We start from the raw sequence: 24,841 nt of genomic DNA, 5'->3' as shown, positions 1-24,841 counted from the left end.
AGTCACGACAACTCCCTAGGCCGTACGGCCAAGCCCGGCCCAGCATGAGGCGACTCGTCCTCAAGTGATCGGGAGACCCAGTGAACTCCTCCCCCACCGGTACCGGCCGCCGCGCCTTCCTCGGCCGCACGGCAAGTCTCACAGCCGGCGCGGCCCTGCTCAGCACCCTGCCCTCCACCCTGGCATCAGCCACCCCCCACCACGACACGAGCCACCCGGTAAGAACCCAGTCCGGCCTGGTCACAGGCACCGCGTCCGCCCTCCCCGGCGTCACCGTCTACAAGGGCATCCCGTACGCCGCCTCCACAGCAGGCGAGAACCGCTGGCGCGCTCCGCGACCGCCCGCGCCCTGGCAGGGCATCCGCAAGGCAGACACCTGGGGCGCCGCCTGCCCCCAACCGGTCACGGGCATCACCGCCGACAAGGTCCCCCCACTGAGCGAGGACTGCCTGAACCTCAACATCTGGACAGGGGCGGGCAGTTCGACATCCTCCCGGGACCTCCGCCCGGTCTTCGTCTGGATCTACGGCGGCCGCAACAGCGCCATGTGGGCCTCGCAGCCGGTGTACGACGGGGCGAACCTGGCGGCCAAGGGCGCGGTCGTGGTGACGTACAACCACCGCGTGGGCGCCTTCGGCAACCTCGCGCATCCGGCGCTGAGTTCGGAGGGCGGGCACGGTGGTTCCGGGAACTGGGGCGTGCGGGACACGGTCGCGGCGCTGAAGTGGATCCGCCGCAACATCGCGGCGTTCGGGGGCGATCCGGAACGGGTGACGCTCGCGGGCTGGTCGCACGGCTCGTCCTTCGTGAACATCCTGATGATCTCGAAGCTGGCGAGGGGCCTGTTCCACCGCGCCGTGCTCTCGGCGGGCGTGCAGTACACCAAGGACCCGGCGCTGGGCCATGTGGCGGGCGGCTACGCGGAGTTGGCGACGGCGGAGGCCAACGGCACAGCGTTCGCAACGTACATGGGCGCGTCCACACTGTCCGACCTGCGCGCGCTGCCGGCCGACGAGATCGTGACCAAGGTGTACGCCCAGGGCGCCCCGGCGGCGGGCACGAGCTTCGGCAACGTCCTGGACGGCTACGTCCTCCCGAAGTCGTACACGGCGGCGATGAAGTCCCGTACCGAGTACGACATCCCGGTCCTCACCGGCAACAACAAGGACGAGAACGGCGCGTCCCCGACACTGACGATGACGGTCGCGGCGTACGAGGCGTACGCGGCGACGACGTTCGGCGATCGGGCGGCCGACTTCCTGTCCCCCTACCCCGCGACGACGGACACGGAGGCGGCAGCCCAGTACAACAACTACGCCCGCGACGAGGAACGGGTCTCCACGTTCCTCTGGGGCACGCAGTTCAAGGTCACGGCCGCCAACCGCAGCCCGGTCTACACTTACTGGTGGACCCACGTCCCCCCGGGCCACGACACCACCAACCCCATCGAACCGGCGGACGGCGTCGGCGCCTACCACGGCGCCGAGAAGTACTACTTCTTCGGCAACCTGTACGGCACGGACCGCCCGTGGACGTCCACCGACTACGCCATCGCCGACCGGACGTCGTCGTACGTCGCGAACTTCGTGGCAACAGGCAACCCGAACGGCCACGGCCTGCCGACATGGCCGGAGTTGCGCACGTCGAGGCCGGTGTCGATGGAGTTGGGCGACCATTTCGCACCGTTGCCCGCGGCGGACACGGACGCCAAGTACGCGTTCTTGAAGGGGTACTTGGAGTCTCAGGTGACGGAGTACTGAGCGCGGTGTCGAGTCAACCGTGCGCTCGTGCGGTGAGATAGGGGTCCCGGCGGAGGGCTTCGCGGCTTCCGAAGAGGGTGCCGACGGCCAGGCCGGCAGCGGGCAGCAGCAGCGCCGCTCCGGCCCAGGCGGGCCCGGGCAGGGCGTCCGTGACGGTGATGGGCAGGCCGAGCACATCGCTGAGCGGGCCGGCCAGCGACGCGGACAACGCCGTGCCGACGGCCGCGCCGAGCACCCCCGCCACCCCGCCGGACAGCACGGCCTCGCCGAGCAGGATCCGGCGTAGTTCGGGCCGTCCCGAACCGAGGATCCGTAGGACGGCGAACTGGCCGATCCGTGCCCGCGCGCTGTCCGCGGCCCGGACGACACCGAGCGCGAGGGCGCCGAGCGCCAGGACCAGCACCCCGACGCGCATCGCGAGATCCGCCGCACCGAACAGACCGGGCAGGTTGCGGACCCGGTCGGAGACCGCGGAGGCCGAAAACCCCTTGTTCTGCAGGGCCTTGGTGACCGCGGCCACCTGCCGCTGGTGCTCGACCACCACGACGGCGGACTGCGCACCCTCCCGGTCCCGGAAGGCTTCCGCCGGTTGACCGGCGCGGGCTGCGGCCAGCAACGCGGCGGTGTCCTGCGAGAGATAGGCGACGCCGGGTCCGTCGGCCTGCCAACTCGGGTCGTACAGGGCGACGATCCTCAGCTTGATCACAGCGCTGGTGCCGGACGCGGCACCCGTCGCCCTGGTGTACCCGAAGGCGACGGACCGGCCGAGGAGCGGGGCGAAGTCGGTCCCCTGCGCGACGGCGGGCAGTACGACCTCGTCCGGGCCGAGGGGCGCGGAGACCTTCCCCTTGGTGAGCGGCAGATCGTCACCCGGGGTCAGGGTGTGGCTCGCCAGGTCGTACGTCCCGTTCTCCTCGGCGTACAGCACGGAGGAGTAGTCGGCGACAACCTGCCGAACTCCCTTTGCCCGCGCGGCTTCCCGCAGTGCCGAGGTGGTGAGCGGGCGGACCGACGCATCGCCCTCGAAGGAGGAGAGTTCGATCTGCGTGAGGCCGCCGGAGCCCAGCACGTCCCGCTCCACGGCACCGGCGGCACCGGCCGCGACCCCGGCGGACGTGGTCAGCAGCGCGGCCAGCACCGTGAGCGTGGGCAGCGCCCGGCGCAGCGAACGCCCGTCGCGCTTCCAGGTGTAGAGACTCCAGCGACTCATCCCAGCGTCTCCCTACGGGCACTTCCCTGACGGAGGTTCTCCTCGCGGACGGGCGACAGCACGCCGTCGTCCAGCACATAGCGCTGATCGCAGGCCTCGGCGACCGCGGATGCGTGCGTGACGAGCAGTACGGCCGCGCCCCGTCCGGCGCACGAACGCAGCGCATCCATCACGGAGTTGGCGTTCTTCGGGTCCAGTCCCGAGGTGGGCTCGTCGGCGAGGACGAGCAGCGGTTCCTTCACGGCCGCCCGGGCCACCGCGATGCGCTGCCGCTGGCCGCCGGAGAGTTCGGTGACCGGGGAGTCGGCCAGGTGCTCCATGCCGAGGTCGCCGAGCAGCGCCCGGGCCGTCGTACGGTGCCTCGACAGCCGCGGTCCGAAGGCGGCGGCGACGTTCTCCCAGGCGTTGAGGAACGTGAGGAGCCCGAGGTCCTGCAGCACGATGCCGATCGAGCGCAGGCGCAGCGCGTCCCGGTCGGCGGGTGACAGCGCGCCGGTGTCCGTGCCGCCGATGTGGAGGGAGCCCGCGCTCGGCGAGAGGATGAGCCCGAGGAGGGCGAGCAGGGTGCTCTTGCCCGAGCCGGACGGCCCCTCGACGGCGGCCATCGTTCCCGCCCGGAGGGTGAGATCAGCCCGGCTCAGACCACCACCGGCCGCGTATCTGAAGGACAGGCCTTCGCCCAGGACGATCGGCGGGGAGGCGGTGTTCATACGGCGGGTGCCCTTCTGGGGTGAGGAAGGCGGGGCGGGTACGAGGGAGGGCTCAGGCGAGGAGGTAGTACGCGGCTCTCGTGGCGTCGGCCGAAGCGGCACCGCCCGGTGAGTCGGCGTAGAGGTCGGGGAACTCGGCGTCGCGGTAGGGCTTCAGCAGTGCCGGAAGGTCGTTCCAGAAGGTCTGCGTGACGTTCTGGTCGGCGGCCAGGGCCGCCTGGATCGCGTCGGAGGCAGTCACCAACTCCCCGTCGCGCAGGGCCTTTTGGGCTTGCGCGACGAGGTCGGTCCCCGCCGTGAGCCGTCGCGCCTGGGCCGCGCACCCCGCGTCGGCGAGCACCACCACGACGCGCAGGGAAGGGGCGGGAAGAGCGCCGCCCCCGTGCGCGAGCGACTCGACGGAGGTGCGCGGACACCCCAGTCCGAACTCGGCACGAGCGGCCGTGGCGCCGTACCAACTGTGCTGGTTCGCCGTGGTCAAGCGCGCCGGTACCGCGCGTTCGGCCGCCGCGGCCCTGGCCCCCTCGGCGGCCCGCGGTCCGCAGCCCAAGGACAACCGGTGGCAGGTCATGGCGAGCAGCAGCCGGTCGGACGGGTCGAGCCCGGGGTCCGAGCCCAGCCGCTTCAGCCCCTTCTCCAGCCAGTCCGGTGCTCGCTCCCGCCCGCCGCTGGCGGTCAGGGCCCGCGCGGCGTTGTACGTGGCGGTCAGCGTGCCGAGTTGGGTCGGGGACTTGGCCACGAGACCGTCGGACCGAACGGCCGCCGTAGGCGCGGGAATTGGCGGGTCAGACGCGCCGAGGGCGAGCGCCCGCCGGACCAGCCACCGGGTCTGCGTGTCGGGATCGTGCAGCGCGGGCAGCAGACAAGCACGCGTCTGGGGCGTCAACTCCCGCCGCAGCAGGGCTGATGCGGCCCGCTGGATGGATTCGGACCCGGCGCAGTCGGCCCGCCGGAGATCAGCGTCGGCGTGGCGGAGAACGCGTGTGGCACGGGCCCGCACCCCGACGGCCCGGAGCGCCTCGACCGCGTACAACGCCGGTACGGGCTGGTCGACTTGAGCGGTGTCGGCGGCGAGGCGGGTCAGCGCGGCGGGGGCCACCTGGTCGTCGCGGCCGAGGCAGGCCAGGGTCTGCAGGAAGGCGGCGCGGGTGGCGAGCGAGGTCGTGGCGTCGTCCTCGGGGTCCGGCGCCCGGAGATAACCGAGCGCCTCGGCCTCGGCCTGCGCGAGAAGCCCCGCCCGTTCCAGGACAGCGGCCGCGCTGGTGGCTCCGGGGGCGCCGGAACCTTGGGGAACCCGTGAGGCTTCAGAGGCCGGGGAGGTTCCGGCGGCCGACAGCGACAGGCACACGTACTGCGCCCGCCAGGCGGGGGTGTCGAGCATGTCGGTGCGGGCGAGCCGGGCCAGGGCGGCCGGGCGGATCCCGGGGACGGGCGGCTCGGCGCCGGTCCGGTGCCCGGCGGGGAGCGCGGCCTCCAGGCGCCCGTACGCGGTCGGGTACAGCGCGGGATCACGTCCGACCTCGGCACGGGTGGCTCGTACGAGATCGTTCGCTCCGCGCAGAGCGCCGAGTTGCGCGGCCAGTTGACTGCCGGGCCGGTCGGGCCGCTCCACCGGCCCGCCGCCGAACTTCGAGACGCCGAGGGCGGCCACCCCGGCGATCGTCGCGGCCGCGGCGACCACGACACGGCTACGGCGGCCGGTACGCCCTGGCAGGAGGTCGCGCTGCACGGCGCTCAGTCGTTCGCGCAGGCCGAGGCGAACGCCTTGACGCCGGACTTGAAGGCGCCGCCGTCGGAGCAGGTGGTGATGCTCGTGTTGAGCGAACCCCCGGGGTCGGCGATGCCGCTGACGTCGGCGATCCAGGTGTTCTGGTTGGTCCAGCTGACCTGCCGGGTGCTCTCACTCACCTGCGTACCGCTGGGACTCAACGCGAGCGTGGCCTGCCACCCGTTGGCCTTCACGGTCGCCGTGTTGCTGATCTTGCTGACCTTGTACTTCGCGTTGCCCTTCTTCGTCTTCGTGGACGTCTTGAAGGAGCACTTGTCGGCGTAGGCGTTGCACTGCCAGGCGGTGACCTCGACCTTCGCACCCGTGCCGGGCAAGGGCGTCGATCCGGAGTCGGAGATGGCCATGGTCGGCGCGGCGGTCGCCACCGTCAGCAACGCGACGAGTCCTGTGGTCAGCAGGATCTTCTTCACCCGGTTCTCCCCGTTTTCGTTCCGCGTTCGTCCCCAACTGGGCGTCGAACTGTATATGTTGCGGGAATATCCACGAGTGACCGAAAAGTGCCGCCAAGTGGGCGTGGGATATCCCGGTTTCGGTGAATGAGATGCCCATCGGGGCGGCGGGCTCGACGTCTACAAATGGGGCCCTACGACCCGTTTCAGCCACCCCGGAGGCGGCCTGGTTCACACCTGTGGGTCAAAGGGGACGGCTGCCCGCCGCACTCAAGGCGCTCACGAGAGCACGACGCACCCGCGCCGCTCCAACTCCGTCAGCAGCCCCGCGGGCGGGTCACAGTCGTTCCACCGCAGGTCCAGCTTCTCCAGCGACGGCATGGCCAACACCCAGTCCGGCAGCACGGTGAGGCGGTTGCTTCGGAGGTCGAGTTGGCGGAGGAGGGGCAAGTCGGCCAGTGACTGCGGGAGTTCGGCGAGGGCGTTCTCCCGTAGGTCCAGGTGACGGAGTTCGTGGAGGTCGGCCACGGATGGCGGGAGGCGGGTGATCTCGTTGCCCCGGAGCCAGAGTTCGCGCAGGGTGCCGAGGGCGCCGATGGTGTCGGGCAGGGTGGTCAGCCGGTTGTGCTGGGCGCGGAGTTCGATGAGACCGGCCATGCGGCCGATGACCTCGGGCAGGGCGGTGAGGGTGTTCTCGCCGACGTTGAGATAGCGCAGGCGGGTCAAGTTCCCCAGGGTGTGCGGGAGTTGGGCCAGGTCGTTGTCGTGCAGGTAGAGGCAGCCGTCGAGGGCGGTCAGGTCGCCGAGTTCGTCGGGGAGCGAGGTGAGGTGGTTGTGACCGAGGTCCAGGGTGGTCAGCCCGTGCAGGCGTCCGATCGCGGGCGGGAGGTCGGTGAGCCCGTTGTCCGCGAGGATCAGGACCTGGAGTTCGGTTCGCTGCCAGACCGACTCGGGTACTTTTCCGAGCTGTTGACGCCATAAGTTCAGTACGTGGGGCACTGGTTGCTCCGCTCTTCTCGTCTTCTACGGGCGGACGGCGCCGGTCGCCGAGGCTGAGGGCATTGCCTGCCCGGCGGAGAGTCCCCGGTGGCTCAGCCCCCCGAACCCCCGTCGGCCGGGGCCCCGGTGACGGCCTGCGTCTCCTGGCCGATCATCTCCTGGAGCGGCACGCCGTCGTGGTTGCTGAGGATGATGCCGACCCAGCCGGTGTCCGGGTAGATGTCCCAGTTGGCGCCGACGCCGGGGTTGCCGCCGGCGCGCTGGTACATCCACTGGCCGCCGACGATGGAGACCGGGATCCCGTACGCCCCGAACGACGCCGATCCGTGGGGGATCTTGGCGGCGGTGAGCACGTCGGCCCAGGGCCGGTCCAGCAGCGTGCCGTCACCCAGCGCGTGCGCGAACCGGACCAGATCCGGCGCGGTGGCGAAACCGCCGTCCCCGGGGGCGTCGATGAAGGCGCGGCCAGGATTCTTGCCGAGGACGTTCGGGTCCGGGCTGCTCTCGTCCAGGTTGCGGACGGCGTCCACCACACTGCCGTCGGCCAGCTCCATGTACGGGTGCGCGATGTGCCCGTCGGTGAGCCACTGCGGCCGCGTGTAGAACCCGGAGCCGGTCATGCCGCAACGCGCGAAGACGTTCTCCCGCACGTAGTCCCAGTACGGCCGACCGCTCACGGCCTCCACGATCAGCGCGGCGAGGGTGACCTCCGCCTCCTCGTGGTCGGTGTCGGGCACGCCCGGGATGCCCACAAGTCTCGCCTGCCGGGCCCGCCGCTCGTAGTACGCGTGCACCTCGTCCCGGCTCCGGAAGACCCGTCGTACGTCGTCGTCGGCGACGTCCAGCCCGGAGGTGCCGGACAGCAGGTGGTGGACGGTCACCTGCTCGGCGATCTCCTTGGCGAGGCCCTTCAGATGGGTTCCCACCGGGTCCGACAGCCTCACCTTGCCCTGCTGCGCCAACTGCAACACGGCCACCGTGCCGAACGGCTTCCCCGCCGAACTGAGGCTGAACGCGACGCCCTCGTGATTGGCGGTCCCCTTCTCCTCGTCGGCCATGCCGTAGCCGCGGGACAGCACGGTCCGGCCCCGGTGCGACAGCAGCACCACGCCGGAGAACCTGCCCTCGGCGGCCAGCTTCGCCACGTATCGGTCGTAGGCGCCGCCGGGGCGGGTGTCGGCCGGAATCGGGTCGGTCGAGGCCTGGCCAGCCGAGGCGTGACGGCCCTGGTCGGCGTAACCGGCCTCGGCGGCGTAACCGGGCTGGGCGCCCACCAGCGACGCCCCTGCCACCCCGCCGACGGCCGCCAGCCCGCTCCACCCGAGCAGCCTCCGCCGACCGACACCGCGTACGGAATCCGAGTCCATGCGCACAGTCCTTTCCCGTTCCTGTTCCCGTTCCCTATGGACGAACTGACCGTTGCCGCACGGTGGTTCGTGCCTCCACTGAAGGCGGGGGACTGTTGCGGGGGCGTATGCGCTTTTCGATACGTCGGCGATACGCGTTCCGGTCGCGGGAAGATCGCCGGTCGTCGTACCGGTCGCCGTGCCGGCAGTACTGGACCTGCTCGCCCCCGAAAACAAAGCAGCGCCCGAGCCGACCGAAGTCGAATCAGACGCTGCACAGCAGGTCAGAGGCCATAACCCCCGCCTGCCACCGGTAGACCCTGTGGGACTCGAACCCACAACCAATGGATTAAAAGTCCTGACCAAAGCTTGCTGGGTGGTTCCGGAAGCTGACTCAGTGTCCGGATCCACCTGGTCAGGACACATCCAGAAGGATCGCCAAACCTTCCTGTGTCAGCTCGTGTTAACCCATCCGCTCACGCATCGCTCACGCAAAAGAGGTCTGGTGAACAGCACGTTCAGCAGCGATGTAGGTGCGCTGCTGCTTCTGGCTGTCGCGGTATGAGTGCACTCCGGGGTGGGAGCGAACTCGCGCCCGATCAGACCGTCCCGAACCGCCGGTTCGGGGACGACTTCGACCACCTGCGCACAGTTCAGCGGCCACCGCTTCGGTCACAGGTCGAACAGTGCGTCGCCTGCATCCGACGTCGCTTTCAGCGCCCTTGTTGCCTCTGTAGGCACAGGAAGGATGCCCGCTGTTGTCAGGTCCGTCACCGTGATCAGTGGGCCCGCACACACCTCGTTGAAGACGACGGCCTGTGCCGGCTCTTCTCTCACGAGCAGGCCGAGGACGTTGAGCAACTCCAGCAGCTCCGTGGTCCATGAGGGAAGCCAGCGCGTAGCCACTTCGTGGTCCAATTCGAGGCGTCGCTTACCCGCAGGATCCCTCCGTCGGTAGCCGAACCACTTGTCGAGAACGTTCATTCCGGAAACTTCGTACTCTCGGACCGCGCGAGGCACCGGACTGATCCGTCCAGTGCCGACCCACAGATCCTGCGTCACGGAGTCGTACGTCAGGTTCTCCGGCATGGCTTCCACATCGTCCGGGATCTCCTCCACGCACCAGGGGCGATCGCGTGGCAACAACACCCTGCCGTATGGCCTCCCAGCCGTCTCGTCGGCATACCGCTCGCCGTAGGTGTGCAGCCACAGGACTCGCCGACCGATGACGACCGCCCGTTCCCACAGGGAATGGTCAGCCGTGAGGGGTATCCGCGCGCCCGGGACTTCGAGGTCTTCCTGGAACCGAGCCGTGTACGCCGGATGGGACGCGAGCGCGGCGATGTAGGCCAAGAGGTCTTCGGCGAAGACCGGCGCGCCGAGTTGCCTGGCGAGCAGGGGGAGCAGACCGGGTGTGATGTTGGGTAGCGTGCCAGCGGCGTTGCGATAAAGAGGGCGGGCGCAACCGCTGCGGTTGTTGAAGTAGTGCATGTCGGGAATGAGGGCGCTGAAGACCAGTGCAGGTCCGTTGACCACCGGGTGGGCGTTCTGCTCAATGGTGTAGATCTGGCGGTTGCTGCGGACTCGCCAGAGGTCCGCTCTGCCGCGTTCCATCAATCGACTGTCCGGCAGAACGTATTGCCGGTCGAATGACCGAAATCCTATGCGCGCCGTTTGAGCGTTTCCCCTGTGCTCAGTGGCAAGTGTTGTCCGTCCATGAGATTGGACCCCCGGCAAGGGTGGGGGATTGTCTTCGAGCGTGCGCTCACCAGAGTCCCCGACCATCTCGGCGCGCCGCTCGGTGTCCGCAGCGACGAAGCGCTGCCACCGCCTTTGAAGCGACTCCTCGTCGGGTGCGTAGACCCACATGCGTCCGGGCGTGACGCCACGCGACGACCACGGCATCAGATCTCTCAGCTGCGCGCATGACTCCCACAGGTCACTGCCGGGCGGCAGGAAGGCATCCGTCTCGCCTGAAGCGCAGTCGCGCCACTCGGGGTCGTCGAGCCTGAGAGCCGTCAGGCGTTCGATCTTCTCGTCGCGACGCCCGCCGACCTTGAGATGTCTCACCTTTGCAATCTGCCGGTCCGTCCGTGGCCTGGGGCTGTCCCGCCAACGGACAAAGATCGCGATGCACAATTCCTGAGCGACCTCAGGGAAAATGCGGGTCGCGACATCCGCGCGGTGGCCCTCCGGGGAGAGGTCGATGATCCATCCCTCGTCGGCTGTGTTGCGCAAGTAACGCCGCATACCGGCGAATGCCCGTCCCTTGAGCCACGCCTTCGGCGTGATCAGGGCGACCACCCCGAATGGGGCGTCATCATGCGCGTCAAAGACCTTCCAGGTGGCCCAACGCCAGAAGTAGACGTAAAGGTTGGCGATCTTCGATTCGTACCTGCCGTTGCCAGGTTGCCGAAAGGCCCCCAGCGGGGCTGGGATACCCGCCTCGGGGTCGCCGCGTTCCACCCACTTGCCGGCGCCCCGTCTCACGGCGTCGTGCGGCGGGTTGCCCATGACGACCATGACACGCTCGTCCCGCTTGACCTGGTTGGCCTGTCGACGGGATTCCGCGAGCGCCCGGTAGGTATGGGGAATCCAGTTGAACTCGGCTGTCGGGCTGTCCAGGGCATCGGCCACCAGCAGTCTGAGGCCCTGGGCGGGGGCCGCGGACCCGTACTGCTTAAGCATGGCGTGCATGCGCAGTTCCGCGACGGCGAACGGACCGACCTGCATCTCGAAGCCGACCAGCCGACGCCCCACCATTTCTCGCAGACGCGGGCCCACCGCGCCTGGCCCCTCCGCCTCGGTGATGGTCCCTGCAGCGAGTTCCAGTGCCGACAGCAGGAAGGTGCCGGTGCCCATGGCCGGGTCGACAAGGACTACATCGGGAGAGGCGAAGCCGGACGGAATACGGAAGCCCTCCCGTCTCAGGACGTCCTCGACGAGCCTGGCCATGGCTGAGACGACGCCATGCGGCGTGTAGTACGAGCCTGTACGTATCCGCAGATCCGGGTCGTAGATCTGGAGGAAGTGTTCGTACAGCAGGAAGTAGGCGTCTCCAGTGCCATCGTCCAGCACGTCCCATCGGACGGCGCCGATGACGCGAAGCAGTGTGTTCAGCGTGGTGGACAGTCCAGCAACAGAGTCGCCGGCCAGGACATCCAGGGCCTGCCCCATCAACGAGTGTTTCTTGCCGAGCTTCGTGGCGATCTCGTGCACGGTCTCGCCTTCGAAAGCGATCTCCTCCACCCTGGCGAGCAGCAGTGCGAACACCACTGCCTGACCGTATTGTTCGACGAACTGGGCGTCGGTCGCTTCCGGGAACAGCAGGTGTCGCCAGTCCTTGGCGAGTGTCGTGAATGCCAGTGGACGCCGGCGGCTCTTCTCCTGTGCGATCGCCTCTCCGACCTCTTCCGACAGAAGCTGACAGAGCCCGGCGACTGCTCGGATGAGCTGACTCGTGGTGCGAGGTGTCTGCGGTTCCCAGACGAGGAATTCGCGCAGTACTCGGGCGAGTGTCCCGTCGGCGGGAGCAAGCCGGGATCCGGAGGTGAGGACCGAGCCCTTCATGTGTGCCACTTCGCCGACCCGCTGGCCCTCCTGGTGGACGGAGAACTCGTTCCCGTCGCAGAGCAGGACGTTGTTCAGCAGCCGTAGTTTTGCCCACTGCTCGGCATTGCGGCCCGTGTAGACGGAGGGGTCGGCCTGAGTGCCCGGCTTCTTGAGCTCGATGTAACCGACGAGGGCGCCCCCGACCTCAACGGCATAGTCAGGGCGGGCTCCCATATCGACGAGCGGGACTTCGCCGATGAGGGTGACGTCCAAACCCAGCCCACGACATATGGACCGGATCATGTTCTCCATCGGTCCCCGCAGCTGGTCCTCCTGCCACCCACTGCCTCTCAGCTTCGGCGTGACCTCCGCCCCAAACGTGGACACGGCGGCCTGCACCGCCTGCTCGAAGCTGTCATGAATCCTGCGACGGGACCCCATACCGCCCCCATCCCCAAGGTGGGCAGATGCGGCCGACGTCAGTTCGGTGCGGTCACCTGCCGCACCCTGCTCCCCGTCGGGGCCAGACTCTTCCGGCCCTCGCTGTTCCATGACGGTAGGAGGGGAGCGCGGGGCAGCTGGAGGGTGCATGTGGGGCGCACAGGGGCGCGTATGGATGCAACAGGCGGCGATCGGTCAGGTGATCAGGTACATGGGCGCAGCCTCGCGAGTGAACTGAGGGAACTTCAGGCACTGTTACTGCGTCGATGCCGGTATGGCTGAACCTTCACCAACTACTGCGCCGCCAGACTGGCCGCACTGCGGATACGGAGCCGATCCCGTCACTGCATCTGTGGGGTGTTGGGGCGCCAGGCTCCCCAACACCAATGAGTGCTTCGCACACGTGAGCGTTACACAACGCAGTGAGTATCTGGCGAATCTGGCGCCAGATAGCACGATCGATATGCGAGGCACATCCTTCGATGGGACTCTCCTCCGACAACTACTTCCCTCACTTCGAGAGCACAGAGGAAAGGCGATCTTCGAGCATGCCAATTTCGATGGCGCCGCATTCGATGGCGCTATATTTTCAGGTGAAATTCGATTCAGCCAAGCAACTTTTCTGGGGTACACCAGTTTCTTTGATGTTACATTTGAAAACCATTGCGACTTCACCATGGCCGAATTTGGGGAAATTCTATTCGGGGAAGTCTCTTTCGAAGGTGAGGTGAGTTTCGAACGCTGCACATTCAATTCTGCCACTACCTTCGGCTCCACATCCTTCGAAAAATGGGGAAACTTCGCTCACTCAAAGTTCACTCGCGCACATTTCAGTGACGTCACCTTCTCGGGGGAGAGCTTCTGGAACGGATCGAGCTTTAGCGATGAATGCTCTTTTGAGCGCACCGCCTTCAAAATGGGTGCAGATTTCGACAACGCAACACTCAATTCATTCTCATGCGAGAACTCAACATTCCACGATGAAGCGCGTTTTACCGGATGCGCCTTCACTGGAGACAATGCATACTTTCGAGACGCGTCTTTTATATCGGGATGCGATTTCGCGAACGTAAGATCAACCGCACTCACAGAATTCGAGCGATGCATATTCGACGGCCCAATCAGATTCAATGGGGCTATATTTGAACACTCCCTCAGTTACGATGGCTCAGAGTTCAGGAGCCCCCATACCCTTGGCCCATTGGCCTGCCGGGAGACTGTATCCCTCCATAGAACTACATTCACTGAACCCGTAACAATTTCCATTTTCGCTAACAACCTTTCATGCTTCCGCGCCCGCTGGGAACACAGCGCACGACTAGTTATCGGGAATTCGAAAATATCTCTCAACTACGCAGTCTTCATGCAGCCTATAAGCATAATCCCACACTCACATTCCTCGCGAATTGAATGGTTTCGGGATGGAATCGCAGGACCATGGGAGCAAAATGAGGTCAGCATCGAGTCACTGCGGGGTGTTGACTGTGCCATGGTTACACTCTTCGATGTCAACCTAGCGAGATGCGTTTTTTCGGGCGCACTTCATCTTGACCAGCTACGTCTTGAAGGTCGCCGTACTTTTGCTGCTCCACCGATGGGACGCCAATGGCGCTGGGGAGTTCCCTTCACCTGGACCCAACGCCAAGTTATCGAGGAGGAGCGGAGGTGGCGTTCCTTACCTGATCGCTCATCAACTCCTCGGCATGGATGGATTAATCCACCGTCGAACAGAGTGGATGCCCCCAGCCTGGCTGCACTAGAGATAATCTACCGCCAACTCCGCAAGGCCCGAGAGGACGCGAAGGACGAACCTGGTGCCGCTGATTTCTACTATGGTGAAATGGAGATGCGACGCCACAGTCGTAGGTGGAACGAGGCAGAACGTTGGCTTCTTCAGTCATACTGGTTGCTCTCCGGCTACGGCCTGCGAGCTTCGCGCGCCCTGATCTGGCTGGCACTCGCGATGATGACCACGATCCTGCTGATGACAGGCTTCGGACTCCCCCAGTCTTCGCCAAAGCAGGAAGCCGCGGGCGTCGTCCCGCCCGGCGGAGGAAAGGTCACCTTCGAGATCGACCAAGAGAATCCCAAAAACCCCACCAGAGACCAGTTCACTAGCGAGCGCTTCGAAAAGGCACTAAACGTAACCCTCAACTCGGTGGTTTTCCGATCTAGCGGGCAGGACTTGACCACGGCTGGCGGGTACATCGAAATGGCATCCCGGTTTTCGGAGCCTATCCTTCTCGGTCTTGCAGCCCTCGCACTCCGAGGTCGTGTGAAGCGTTAGAGGGCGGCAGGATGAACCCCTCTCAACTAATTAGGCAATGGCTATAAAGCCCAAGTATGTGCGCCGGTCCGCCCCGCGCGTGCCCAGCTCTTCTCAACCACAGCCCGGCTGGCACGGGGCGGGCTTGCAAGCAACCCGATAACCTAGCTTGAGTACAAGGCTGGCACTATGAACGTCGACCACTCGGCCACGCGGCCACGGCCTCCTCAGGCCGATGCCTCTGTAGCCACTTGCGTGCGGCCTCTTCGCCGAAGCCGTGTGACAGGAGGACTTCAAGAGCGGCTGTTCGTATGGTCCGTTCCTTGTCTACGCGGTCCAGGTAGGCCTTCATCCGCGCCACCACGTCCTCGTAGTCGTAGTCGTAGCGGCCGTTGACCTTCTGCGCAAACAGCGGCAAGAGCTTGTAGTAACGGCGTTCGCTAATTCCAACCTGCGTCCAGGGATACCGATCCGGTGCTTCGCCTTTCCTGTACTGCATTACCGCAATGCTGGCCTTTCGGCGCACGTACCGTCGGGTCGCCTCCGCACCCTGCCCTGGGTCGAATCCAGGGCTGACCAGTTGCTCGAGCAACGTCGCGGCTGCCGAATCCCTATTCGGGGCGCAGGTCTCACGCTCAATGTGAGCGACCTGTCGCGGATACGCCGTCGCGACTGCCTGTGCCAGGGCCGGCTCATCGCCCTTGACGTAGCCGTGCCAGTAGCCCTTCAAGACCACCTGGCAGGCGATCTCATGAGGAGTCGAGGCGGTGTCGAGAGTGATGGTCGGTATGCCGTGGCCGTGGATAGCCCTCGCGAACCTGCTCCACTGCCGATCGGTGGGCCGTTGCACCTGCTCGGTCCAGATGCGCGCGGTGAATGCCCAGCCTGCGGGTTGCTGTGTCATGGGAGCCGCGATCAGCATCGCTTCGGCGGCTACAAGCGGTGGAATCTTGTCACCGGTCGTCTGATCCATGAGCGGTTCGAAAAGGCGTCCTTCGTCCTCGGTCTCGTTTGTCATCCAGAGAAGCCGACGAGCGATCTGGAACCACCATCCGTCGACAGAGACCGCGAGGATGGGTACATGAAATCGAACCTCAGGGTTCATGACACGACGAAAGAGTTCCACTCGCTGCTCGGGCGAGAAAAATGAACCTAGCCATCCAAGGACATACTCACCTGACAGTTGCCCTCTCTGCGACGCTACGGCGACGAGCTGGCCGGCAATCCAGAGTGCGTCTGCAATAGACGCGGCCTTAGGGACAGGGGCAGCCAAGGGCGTGACCTGCAGGACGGTTGCCATCTGGGGGTTCACCGGGTCAGGGACCTCCCAAACCATCGACTCTGGTTCCATCGAGCCGACCTGCAAGTCGGGAATGTCCACAAAAGGTAGACCATTGGGTTCGAAGACCGCGGTCGCTCGGCGCATCGGCCGGAAGCTACGGCCTGACAGAACCTCAATCTCGCGGCCAGCCTGAGCGAGCTTGTCCTTCAGTCGACGGCGGTCGGGGCTGCCTCCGACCATCCGCGCGACTTCGTCGACAAGACCCTCGGACCAATGTCCCATCTGGGCAGTATACGAGGGCATGGAGAACCAAGACCCTGGTCACGAGCGGGCGCGATCGTACAAACCTGAGCACGAGAGCATTCGCGTGCCTGAGAACGCATCCGACTTGACGCCCCGCTTCAAGCTGATCTTCTCTACAGTCGCCGCGCTGACAGCACTAGCTCTGATCTTGAACGTGCTGCTGGCTGCGTTCGGCGGCGATTCCGAGCAGGTGAAAGGTGCCGTAGAGGCATGCTCCACCACGTACATGATGGGCTTCGGGGCGATTGTTGGACTCATCGGCGGCAAGGTGGCGTAGCTCTTCCTTCTGAGGGTTGAGCGAGTACGCCGCCGCTCGTGCGGATGGAGACCTCAACCTTCGCGTAACTACCTGCCGTTGGAGTCTCCTTCGACCTGGCGGTGTAGGTCGGGCCGCTGTCTCAGCCGAAGGCAAGTTCACGGAAGGCGTTGCGGATCTCAGTGAGGGACTGGCTGTCGCGGGTGTAGTAGAGCTTGTTGGTCAGCAGTGCGGCCCAGCGCCCCTGGTCGGGTGAGATCCACATGCCGGTTCCGGTGAAGCCGTAGTGCACCCAGACATCCTGGGTCGGCTCGGTACCGGGAGCCGGGTGCCAGAACAGGCCGCGTACGGGCTCCAGTTCACCGGTCTGGATCGTCAGCGACTCAGTCACCCAGGCCAGCCCGAAGCCAGCCTGCTCAGATGACGAGGTGCCGCCCAGCATGTACCGCAGGAAAGCAGCGAGGTCGTCGAGGACGGTGAAGGCGCCGGCGATGCCGCACACGCCGCCCAGGAGTCGTGCGGAGAAGTCGTGGGCGACGCCCTTGAGGTGAGCGCCGGTGTCCTCGTCGAGTTCGGTTGGTGCGCACCGTGCGGCGATCTCAGAGGACAGCGGCCCGAACCGGGTGGTGTTCATACCGAGCGGCTGCCAAATCCGCTCCGTGGCAAGTTGATCGAGGCGTCGACCCGAGATGTGTTCGGCGAGATAGCCGAGGATGAGGGCGGCCCGGTCGGTGTACTCGACAGCCTCTCCGGGCTGGCGGTGCAGTGCTTCTCTCAGTACGCCGTCGCGGATGTCCTGCGGGTCGGTGCCGTAGAGGTTTCTGAGTTGAGCCCGCAGGGGGACGCCGGCCGTGTGGGTCAGCAACTGGCGGGCGGTTGCCGATCCGAGCGCGTGGTCTTCGACCTCGGGCCAGAAGGTACCGAGGGGAGAGTCGAGGTCGAGTTTGCCCTCTTCCCAGAGGGAGCCGATGGAGGACCACACAGCGAGGATCTTGGTGAGGCTGGCGGCGTCAAAGACGGTGTCGGGCCGCATCGGCACGTCCGGTTGTTCGGGGTCGAGGACACCTGCGGTGCCGTGGGCGCGGGTTCCGGTGACGCCTCCGACGGCCCATACGGCGCCGGGGTAGACCTTGTCGCGGACGCCTTCGCTCAGGAGCTCTTCGATGCGGTCGGTGCGGTACGTCATGGTCTCCCTGTTCGCAGTGGGCATCCCGTCGGTCAGCGTAGTGACGCGGGTGGGGTGAGTGGAGGAACGGCGTGCGGGGCTGCCCTCGCCCCGCCGGATGGCCGGTTTCTGTACCTGCTCAGGAGAGTTGGTGGCCGAGGTCGATCAGAGCTTGTGCGGCAACCGACAGTGGGTAGCGAGCAGCGTTCGCGTAGCCCGACTGCCGCAGCGCGGAGAGTAGGCCCGGAGAAGTTCGCAGCTGATCCAGATCGCGGGCGAGGGCGGCCGAGTTGGTGAAATCTGTGGCCATTCCGGAGGCGGCGAGGGCCTCGTTGAGGCCGGGTACGGGTTGGTAGAGGACGGGCAGTCCACAAGCTTGGGCCTCCAGCGCGACCAAGCCCATGGCCTCCAGGGTGGTGGACGGCATGACCAGTACGTCGTGCCCGGCGAACGTCTTCCACAGTTGTGGACGGCGTAGCCACCCGAGGTAGTGGGCCCTCACGCCGGCCCGTTGCAACAGCGGGGCCAGGGTGTGGAATTGGGCCCAGGGCGCGGCGATGCTCAGCTCGACACCTGGCACAGGAGCCAGGCTCTTGATCAGAGCCGCCACTCCCTTCTCGGCGGTCAGCCGTCCTGCGTACAGCAGTCGTAGGTGGCTGGTGGAGGCGCGGGTTGGTCGGGGCGGTGGAGTGGTGAGCAGGTGGTCGGGGATGCCCCAGGGGATGTGGGTGATCTTCCTGCGGTCGATCTGCGGGGCGAGCTTGAGCAGGCGGTCGGCCATCGCCACCGTCGGCACGACGATCGCGTCTGCGGCTCTCGCGGTCTCGCGCAGGACGCGGAGTTGATCGCGGTGGGCCCCGGCGAAGATCAGGTCGGTGCCGTGTACCAGAGCGATGCGGGGATGCAGAGGCAGGGCTCGGATCAGGGCTGGGGTGGCGCCGAATGTCAGGTGCTGGAGGTGCAGGACGCCGATCTGGTTTGGGTCGATCGCGGCTGTGAGTGCCCTGCGTAGGGCTGTGACGTAGCTGCCGAAGGCCGGGCCTTCCAGGCACTTGCCGGCCACGGGCAGCAGGTCGAGCCCAGCGGGGAGAAGACGCCTCGGGTTGGACGGGCCGAGCATGAACGCCCGTGCGGGGATGAGGGGGCACTCGCCCGTGTAGAGGTCGAGGAAGAGTTCGACGCTGCCGCCCGGACTTCCGGCGGGCAGGTCCAGCAGGGTGGCGGCCAGTGGCCCGGCGGCTGGGCGGGGACTCACAGGACTCCTCCGGGGATCTCCTCGTAGAGGCGGGAGATGTCGATGCCGTCCGTATCCGCGTACTTGGAAAGCTGCTGCTGGTAGCTGGTCGGCGTGCCGAAGGCGGTGAGGAAGACGAGCTTGCCGAAGGTCATCCCCGGATAGACCCGGACGGGCTTGGCGGCGCGGATCTCCAACGTCCAGCGGATGGCGTGGCCTTGGTGGCCGAGCGGGGCGGAGACGTGGACCCAGATGCCGAGTGCGCCGATGGTGCGGTCGCCGTTGAGTATCTGCGCGTACGTCTCCGAACCGGTCTTCTCCAGCGTGATGCCGAGGTAGAGCACCCCCGGCTTCAGCACCAAGCCCGTTACAGGGATGGTCTGTTCGACGAATGCGGTCGGGGCGGCGGCGTCCAGGTCACCGGTGCATACGCGGAGCGTGTCGCCGAGCCGCCAGTCGTAGGCATTCGGGGAGAGGCGGGCGGGGTCGTAGGGGTCGATCGTGATCTCGCCGGTCTGGAGGGCAGCACTGATCGCGGGGCCGGTGAGGATCACGAGGCGACCGCCTTGAACCGGGCGGCATCCCGCCAGTACTTCGACGGCTGCGGGCCTGCCGCGGCCTGGTACTTGCCTTGGTAGGGGTCGATTTCACCAGTGGAGACGAAGAACATGATCTGCGCGATCTTCATACCCGCGTACACCCGTAGCGGACGGACGGGCGAAAGCATCAGCGTCCACTGGCCGTGGAAGCCAATGTCGCCGATGGGGGCGGTGATTTCGACGAAGAGGCCGAGCCTGCCGACCGAAGAGCGGCCGAACAGCAGCGGTACGAAGGAGTTGGAGCCGACCTGTTCGAGGGTGTGCCCGAGGTACAACTCGCCGGGTTGGAGCACGTGTCCGTCCGTCCCGATTTCCATCTCACGCGTGAGGTTGGGGCGGTAGGAGTCGATCACGGTGTCGGCGTAGGTCAGCAGGGTGGGGCCGAGGCGGACGTTGTAGCTGTTGGGGTTGACCTGCTCCAGCTCGAAGGGGTCGATGGTCAGGCGACCGTCGCGGGCAGCGGCGGTGATCTCGGGGCCGGTGAGGATCACTGCTCGCCTCCCTCGGTGGCGCCGCCGGGCAAGGTGGTGGCCAGGACGCGGCGTACTGCTTGGCTGAGCCGGAGCCCGGCTTGATGTGTTCGGCCGCCCAGATGGCTGTCGGCGAGGTAGCCCGTCGTCAGCACGCTGCTCATCACCGACGCAAGAGGCGTGGGAGCGATGACCAACGGGCCCACGCATTCAGCGAGTTGCGTGAGCAGCTTGTCGTGGTCCTGGGCGTGCTCGTCAGGAAGGACGGCGTGGACGAGCTGGTTGCCGAAGGGCTCGATGGCCAACAGGTCGCCGAGGGTGAGCACTTCGCCGAGCGGTACGGATCGGAGGCCGGTCTCGTTGAGGATCACCGCGTCTGCGCCGAGGCCGGAGTGGAGTCGGCCGGCGATCTCTCGCAGCAGACGGCTGCGGTCCAACTCCCCATTGCGATAAGGCTCGTTCACGGTTCCGAGCGGACTCGCCAACTTCCGGCTGAAGAGGGAGATCTTCTCCCGCACCGTGGCGAGGTCTTCGGGAACTGCGGTGGCGTTCGGAAAGGTGCATGTGCGGGCGGCCCAGCCGCTGCCGACCGGTTCTGCGGTGGCGTAGCCGACGCCGAGTTCGCGTCCCTTGACGACCAAGGTGTCGCCGATGCGCGCGGGACCGTAGATATCGCTGTGGCAGTGGCCGGCGAAGATGACGTCCGCGAACGGGCAGGCGGCGGCCAGTTTCAGATCCTCCTCGAAGCCAGAGTGGGACAACACGATCCAGGCGTCGGCTCGATGGTGGTTCTCCAGCATCACCTCGCGCAGGGCGTGAGCCGGGTTGGTGACGTGATGCCGGTCGCGGTCGCGGGTGGGGATCGTGTTGAACGCCTGGGGACCGATCACCGCGGTGATGGCGACCCGTTGGCCGTCGATCCGCTTGATGCGTACTCGGTCGAAGAGGGGTTTGCCGTTGGCGTCGGAGGCGTTGGCGCACACGGTCATCTCGTGTAGCCCTGGCTCGAAGTAGTGCGGCCAGCCGTGATTTCCGGGCGCGAGCAGGTCGTACAGGCCGATGAGGATCTCGCGCTCGATCCGGCCCTTGCCGAAGCGGTAGTAGCCGCTTCCTTCGAAGAAGTCGCCGCAGTCCACGATCAGGCTCTCGGCCCGGGCGGTGTGGAGGTGGGTGAGCATCGGTGTGGCCGTGTCGAAGGCCGAGTGGACGTCGGTCGTAGCGATGATCTTCTGTAAGTGTCGGCTCATGGGGTGACCTCGCAGATGTCGGCGCCGAGGGCGTGCAGTTTGGTTGGCAAGTCGGCGTGTCCGCGGCGGAGTTGATCGAGGCCGCCCAGCGTGGTGACACCGCGTGCGGTGAGGCCGGCGATGAGCAGGGCCGAGCCTGTGCGGATGTCGGTGGCCTCCACTCCGGTGCCGGTCAACTGCTGCGGACCGGTGAGACGGCACTTGGTGGGCGACAGGTCGTGGATCTCGGCGCCGAGGCGGGCGAATTGGGGCAGGAGGTTGCCGTGGCGGCCGGGATTGATGGTGTCGGAGAAGAGATGGGTGCCGGGGCGGGTGAGGGCCAAGGCCATCAGGGGCGGTTCGAAGTCGGCGTCCAGGCCGCGGGGGGCGAGGGAGGCGACGGCTCGTAGCGGCCGGCTGGTGGGGCGGGTGTCTTGGGCATGGATGGTCAGTACGTCGTCCTCGGTGCTCGCGGGCACACCGAGCTGTCGTAGAGCGCTGACCAGGGGAACGACGTCATCGCCGCGTACGCCGCAGATACGTGCCTCGCCGCCCGTCACTGCGACGGCACAGGCCAGCGTGCCTGCCTCGATCTTGTCGCCGGGCACCTTCCAGGCGATGGTCTCCGTGGGAGTAGATGGGGGCGGCGCGAGCGAAAGAAGAGACTCGCCGGCCCGGCACTGCCATCCAGCCAGCCGTATCGCCTCTACGACGCTGAGGACTTCCGGCGAGAGGTTGGGCCCTCCCAGCCGCAGTGGCCGTCCGCCCACGACGGCGCGCAGGACGGCGGCGATGGTCGCGCCTCGGGAGCGGAAGGGCAGCATGATCGAGACCGTTCCGGTCCGTGCGGCGGCTGCTTCCACGAGGTAGCCCCCGTCGCCGACGGTCGTACGGTCGCCGAAGTGCTCGTAGACCGTGAAGTGCTGTTCCATGCCGCGTTCCCCGATCCGGCATCCGCCTGGCCAGGGAAGTCGGGCCCGACCGTAGGCGCCGAGCAGCGCTGGTACGAGGTAGTACGAGGCTCGGATGCGTGCGGCGGTTTCGGGGTCGGGCCCCGGTTGCGGCCTGTCGCTGGGCAGGATGACCGTGGTGTGCGGATCGGTGACGGGGCGGGCCGTGTGCCAGCCGGACTGCTGGAGCAGGGTGAGCATCGTTTCGACGTCGGTGTTCGCCGGGACGTTGCCCAGGTGTACCGGACGGTGCAGGGCCGCGGCGGCGGCCAGGAGGGGCAGGGCCGCGTTCTTGGACCCGTCGACTGTCACGGAACCGGTGAGAGAGGTGCCGGGCCGGATGGCGACCACTTCGGCAGCGATTGGGGGAATCCGTACGGCTGTCAACCGTCAACTCCTTTGCAGGGGAAGGCATCGTGAGGGCTGGTCCGGGCCGCTGACCTTGAACTCGGCCCAGCACCGCTTGCCGGATGGCAGTGGTTCGATCCCGTGGCGGTCCGCGAGGGCGGCGACGATGAACAGGCCGCGCCCGCCTTCCTCTTCCGCGTCCGGCAGTCCGACCTGTGGGGCCTTGGAGCTGGCATCGGTCACCTCGATCAGCAAGCGTTCGTCGTTCAGGCGAGCGCCAGCCGAGATAGGGCCGTGGCCCGCGTGCCGTACCGCGTTGGCGAGCAACTCGGCAGCGACCAACTCCGCTGTCTCCAGGAGTTCCTGATCGAGCGAGGCGTCCCAGGCCCGTATCCCGATGGCGAGTTGCCGGCGCGCGGAGCTGGCGGCAGCAGGTGTGCCGTGAACGGGGAAATGGATCTGATGCGCTTCCATGAGCGGCCTCCTGGATCGGTGTGGCAGCTCCACGCAACCGCTTCGGAGGCAGGCGGGGCCACGCCGTGTGCCGGCGCCGCATGACTTATGCAGGAGCTGCATCGCGGTCAATTGCCGCTCGGTTACGCTCGGTTGAGCAGGCAGGATCGGCGACGGCAGAAGGGGCCGTGGCACAGATGGCCGAGGCACAGAGTGAAGCGAGACGGATCGGTGAAGTGATCCGTCAGGCCCGCGTGTTACAGCGGCGTTCGCAGACGGAGGTTGCCGCCGCTCTGGGGTACCACCAGTCGAAGGTGAGCCGTCTGGAGAGCGGCAGGGGCACCGAGGACGTGCGCACGCTGCGCGAGATCGCGCAGGTGCTGGACATTCCACCGCACCGTCTAGGTCTCGCCGCCTCCTCCGACACCAGCCCCGCCGACCCCGGAACAGAGGACATGCACCGCCGTACCTTCCTGGCCGCGAGCGTCGCAGCTCTCGCGGCTCCGCCGTCGTCCACCGCAGCGCACTTCGACCTGGTACAGGTACTGCTGCCAAGCACGAGTCCTGCTGCCACCGGGCAAGCCCTGGACATCGACGAGCTACGGGACCGGACACGGGACGTACGCCGGATGTTCTGCACGTGCGACTACACGGATCTGGAACGGACACTGCCGGGTCTGATCACCGACCTGCGCCATGCCGCCGGAGGCTCATCCGGCTCGGCGGAGGCATCCGGGTTGCTCGCCACCGCGTACCAGACGTCGGTAAGTCTGCTGCTGAAGCGAGCCGATCAGGGCAACGCCTGGCTCGCGGCCGGTCGGGCCATGGCCGAGGCGGAGCGATCTGGGGATCCCATCGTCCTCGCCGCCAGTGTCCGCGTTCACGCCCACGTCCTCGTGCGCGAGAAGCACACCGCCCAGGCCGTGAACATGGTCCGCCACACTGCCGACCAGCTCACCGGTTCCTACGACCAGCGCTCGCCCCGGTACCTGGCAGCGGTCGGTCTGCTGTTGCTCCGCGGTGCGACTGCCGCCAGCAGAAACGGCGACCGCGCCACCACCCAGGACTTCCTCGCCGAGGCCAAGGAAGTGGCTCGCTACGTCGCCTTCGACCGGCCCGACGCCTGGGCGAACTTCAGCCCCACTAACGTCGCCCTGCACGAGATCAGCGCGGCCGTCTCCTTCGGCGACGCCGGCATCGCCCTGCAAACCGCGCGCCCCCTCATGCGGCGGCACATTCCCGTCCCCGAACGCCGGGCCGCGCTCTGGGTCGAGACCGCCCGCGCCTACAGTCAGCAGGGCAGACTCGCCGACGGCTACCAGGCCCTGCGCATCGCCGAGAGCTGTGCGGCTCAGGACATCCGCCGCCCGGCCGTACGCGAACTGGTCGCCGACATGGCAGCCCGCGACCGCCGCCGGGCACTGCCCGAGCTGCACCACTTCAGCCGCCAACTGGGAGTGCCCGCGTGAGTGACCAGCCCGACAAGCCGTTCCTCCAGATCGTCGTCTGCGCGGCCGGGGTGGCCGCCGACGTCGGCAAGCTGATCACCGCGGCACAGGAACGGCACTGGGACGTTGGCGTCGTCGCCACCCCGCAAGGACTTGGCTTCCTCGACGTCGAGGCGGTCGAGGCACAGACCGGCCTCCCCATCCGCTCGGCCTGGCGGACACCGGACCAACCGCGCCCGACCCGACCCGCGGACGCGATCGCAGTCGCACCGGCCAGCTTCAACACCGTCAACAAGTGGGCCGCCGGGATCTCCGACAACCTCGCGCTCGGCATCCTGTGCGAAGCACCCGCCATGGGCGTACCGGTCGCCGTGCTGCCGTACCTGAACTCGGCCCAGGCCGCGCACCCCGCGTACCGCCAAAGCCTGGAGCGGTTGCGCGAGATGGGCGTCCTGATCGGGTCGTACGAGCCGCACCGGCCGAAAGCCGGCGGCGGTGCCGATCGGTATCGCTGGGAGGAAGTGCTGGAGCTGCTTGCCCCGAGGCTGTCCGCACGGTCGTGATGTCAGGCCAGCACGCTACGCACTCGGGCACGCAAAACCCCCGAAAACAAAGCAGCGCCCAACCCGACCGAAGTCGAATCAG

Annotated in this window: 20 protein-coding genes; 5 read left to right on the top strand and 15 right to left on the bottom strand. The window is 67.0% G+C overall.

All coding sequences use genetic code 11. The features are described from left to right. Positions 1 to 80: 80 nt before the first annotated feature. On the top strand, positions 81 to 1,760 hold the full coding sequence (locus tag OO69_RS36225; protein ID WP_033285145.1) for a carboxylesterase/lipase family protein: 1,680 nt from the start codon (positions 81 to 83) through the stop codon (positions 1,758 to 1,760). Between the two features lie 13 nt (positions 1,761 to 1,773). On the opposite strand, the gene OO69_RS36220 is transcribed toward OO69_RS36225, so the two are convergent. From OO69_RS36220 to OO69_RS36190, 7 genes are all read right to left on the bottom strand, one after another. Continuing rightward, entirely contained in the window at positions 1,774 to 2,970 is a 1,197-nt protein-coding gene (locus tag OO69_RS36220) for an FtsX-like permease family protein (RefSeq protein WP_033285144.1), read from the bottom strand. Further along, on the bottom strand, positions 2,967 to 3,680 hold the full coding sequence (locus OO69_RS36215) for an ABC transporter ATP-binding protein (RefSeq protein ID WP_033285143.1): 714 nt from the start codon (positions 3,678 to 3,680) through the stop codon (positions 2,967 to 2,969). The genes OO69_RS36220 and OO69_RS36215 overlap by 4 nt, the downstream gene beginning before the upstream one ends. Before the next feature lie 52 nt (positions 3,681 to 3,732). Continuing rightward, complete coding sequence (locus tag OO69_RS36210; protein ID WP_234444620.1) at positions 3,733 to 5,409, bottom strand: hypothetical protein; 1,677 nt, start codon at positions 5,407 to 5,409, stop codon at positions 3,733 to 3,735. Positions 5,410 to 5,414: 5 nt separating this feature from the next. Next, a complete protein-coding gene (locus OO69_RS36205) occupies positions 5,415 to 5,879 on the bottom strand; it encodes a hypothetical protein (RefSeq protein WP_033285142.1) in 465 nt (154 codons plus the stop codon). A 258-nt stretch (positions 5,880 to 6,137) separates the two neighbouring features. Next, positions 6,138 to 6,857: a leucine-rich repeat domain-containing protein gene (locus tag OO69_RS36200; protein ID WP_106971168.1), complete on the bottom strand. Its 720-nt coding sequence runs from the start codon at positions 6,855 to 6,857 to the stop codon at positions 6,138 to 6,140. 92 nt (positions 6,858 to 6,949) lie between these two features. Then, positions 6,950 to 8,224 (bottom strand): serine hydrolase domain-containing protein, encoded by a 1,275-nt coding sequence (locus tag OO69_RS36195; RefSeq protein WP_033285141.1) that lies wholly within the window; start codon positions 8,222 to 8,224, stop codon positions 6,950 to 6,952. Between the two features lie 651 nt (positions 8,225 to 8,875). Then, the gene (locus OO69_RS36190) at positions 8,876 to 12,196 is read right to left on the bottom strand and encodes a type ISP restriction/modification enzyme (protein WP_051801445.1); all 3,321 of its coding nucleotides are present in this window, start codon (positions 12,194 to 12,196) and stop codon (positions 8,876 to 8,878) included. 403 nt (positions 12,197 to 12,599) lie between these two features. Here OO69_RS36190 and OO69_RS50720 point away from each other — a divergent pair, with 403 nt between their 5' ends. Continuing rightward, on the top strand, positions 12,600 to 14,483 hold the full coding sequence (locus tag OO69_RS50720) for a pentapeptide repeat-containing protein (RefSeq protein WP_158713466.1): 1,884 nt from the start codon (positions 12,600 to 12,602) through the stop codon (positions 14,481 to 14,483). A 166-nt stretch (positions 14,484 to 14,649) separates the two neighbouring features. Here OO69_RS50720 and OO69_RS36185 read toward each other — a convergent pair whose 3' ends face one another. Continuing rightward, complete coding sequence (locus tag OO69_RS36185) at positions 14,650 to 16,026, bottom strand: hypothetical protein (RefSeq protein WP_158713465.1); 1,377 nt, start codon at positions 16,024 to 16,026, stop codon at positions 14,650 to 14,652. 19 nt (positions 16,027 to 16,045) lie between these two features. On the opposite strand from OO69_RS36185, the gene OO69_RS36180 reads away from it, so the two are divergent. Then, positions 16,046 to 16,324: a hypothetical protein gene (locus tag OO69_RS36180; RefSeq protein WP_158713464.1), complete on the top strand. Its 279-nt coding sequence runs from the start codon at positions 16,046 to 16,048 to the stop codon at positions 16,322 to 16,324. A gap of 121 nt (positions 16,325 to 16,445) precedes the next feature. Here the strand turns inward: OO69_RS36180 and OO69_RS36175 are convergent, their stop codons facing one another. The 7 genes from OO69_RS36175 to OO69_RS36145 form a co-directional block, all read right to left on the bottom strand. Then, positions 16,446 to 17,489 (bottom strand): serine hydrolase domain-containing protein, encoded by a 1,044-nt coding sequence (locus tag OO69_RS36175; RefSeq protein ID WP_033285138.1) that lies wholly within the window; start codon positions 17,487 to 17,489, stop codon positions 16,446 to 16,448. Between the two features lie 118 nt (positions 17,490 to 17,607). Then, a complete protein-coding gene (locus tag OO69_RS36170; RefSeq protein ID WP_033285137.1) occupies positions 17,608 to 18,723 on the bottom strand; it encodes a glycosyltransferase family 4 protein in 1,116 nt (371 codons plus the stop codon). Next, a complete protein-coding gene (locus OO69_RS36165) occupies positions 18,720 to 19,256 on the bottom strand; it encodes a dCTP deaminase (RefSeq protein WP_033285136.1) in 537 nt (178 codons plus the stop codon). The genes OO69_RS36170 and OO69_RS36165 overlap by 4 nt, the downstream gene beginning before the upstream one ends. Continuing rightward, positions 19,253 to 19,792, bottom strand: a complete 540-nt coding sequence (gene dcd, locus OO69_RS36160; RefSeq protein ID WP_033285135.1) for a dCTP deaminase — start codon at positions 19,790 to 19,792, stop codon at positions 19,253 to 19,255. The genes OO69_RS36165 and dcd overlap by 4 nt, the downstream gene beginning before the upstream one ends. Next, positions 19,789 to 21,018 (bottom strand): metallophosphoesterase, encoded by a 1,230-nt coding sequence (locus tag OO69_RS36155; RefSeq protein WP_033285134.1) that lies wholly within the window; start codon positions 21,016 to 21,018, stop codon positions 19,789 to 19,791. Before OO69_RS36155 ends, dcd begins: the two co-directional genes overlap by 4 nt. After that, complete coding sequence (locus tag OO69_RS36150) at positions 21,015 to 22,298, bottom strand: UDP-N-acetylglucosamine 1-carboxyvinyltransferase (protein WP_033285133.1); 1,284 nt, start codon at positions 22,296 to 22,298, stop codon at positions 21,015 to 21,017. The genes OO69_RS36155 and OO69_RS36150 overlap by 4 nt, the downstream gene beginning before the upstream one ends. Positions 22,299 to 22,337: 39 nt before the next feature. After that, positions 22,338 to 22,769, bottom strand: coding sequence for an ATP-binding protein (locus tag OO69_RS36145; protein WP_033285132.1), 432 nt, complete (start codon positions 22,767 to 22,769; stop codon positions 22,338 to 22,340). A 176-nt stretch (positions 22,770 to 22,945) separates the two neighbouring features. On the opposite strand from OO69_RS36145, the gene OO69_RS36140 reads away from it, so the two are divergent. After that, entirely contained in the window at positions 22,946 to 24,217 is a 1,272-nt protein-coding gene (locus OO69_RS36140) for a helix-turn-helix domain-containing protein (protein ID WP_199811096.1), read from the top strand. Next, positions 24,214 to 24,759 (top strand): flavoprotein, encoded by a 546-nt coding sequence (locus OO69_RS36135; protein WP_033285131.1) that lies wholly within the window; start codon positions 24,214 to 24,216, stop codon positions 24,757 to 24,759. The genes OO69_RS36140 and OO69_RS36135 overlap by 4 nt, the downstream gene beginning before the upstream one ends. Positions 24,760 to 24,841 lie beyond the last annotated feature (82 nt).

Origin of the sequence: Streptomyces sp. NRRL F-525, from assembly GCF_000716605.1 — a bacterium.
Taxonomy (GTDB): domain Bacteria; phylum Actinomycetota; class Actinomycetes; order Streptomycetales; family Streptomycetaceae; genus Streptomyces.
This window is presented reverse-complemented; position numbering and strand designations above follow the sequence as displayed.

Coding starts and splice junctions, on each gene's coding strand:
- OO69_RS36220 (WP_033285144.1), bottom strand. CDS start 2,970: ATGAGTCGCTGGAGTCTCTACACCTGGAAGCGCGACGGGCGTTCGCTG.
- OO69_RS36215 (WP_033285143.1), bottom strand. CDS start 3,680: ATGAACACCGCCTCCCCGCCGATCGTCCTGGGCGAAGGCCTGTCCTTC.
- OO69_RS36195 (WP_033285141.1), bottom strand. CDS start 8,224: ATGGACTCGGATTCCGTACGCGGTGTCGGTCGGCGGAGGCTGCTCGGG.
- OO69_RS36190 (WP_051801445.1), bottom strand. CDS start 12,196: ATGGGGTCCCGTCGCAGGATTCATGACAGCTTCGAGCAGGCGGTGCAG.
- OO69_RS36185 (WP_158713465.1), bottom strand. CDS start 16,026: ATGGGACATTGGTCCGAGGGTCTTGTCGACGAAGTCGCGCGGATGGTC.
- OO69_RS36180 (WP_158713464.1), top strand. CDS start 16,046: ATGGAGAACCAAGACCCTGGTCACGAGCGGGCGCGATCGTACAAACCT.
- OO69_RS36175 (WP_033285138.1), bottom strand. CDS start 17,489: ATGACGTACCGCACCGACCGCATCGAAGAGCTCCTGAGCGAAGGCGTC.
- OO69_RS36155 (WP_033285134.1), bottom strand. CDS start 21,018: ATGAGCCGACACTTACAGAAGATCATCGCTACGACCGACGTCCACTCG.
- OO69_RS36145 (WP_033285132.1), bottom strand. CDS start 22,769: ATGGAAGCGCATCAGATCCATTTCCCCGTTCACGGCACACCTGCTGCC.
- OO69_RS36140 (WP_199811096.1), top strand. CDS start 22,946: ATGGCCGAGGCACAGAGTGAAGCGAGACGGATCGGTGAAGTGATCCGT.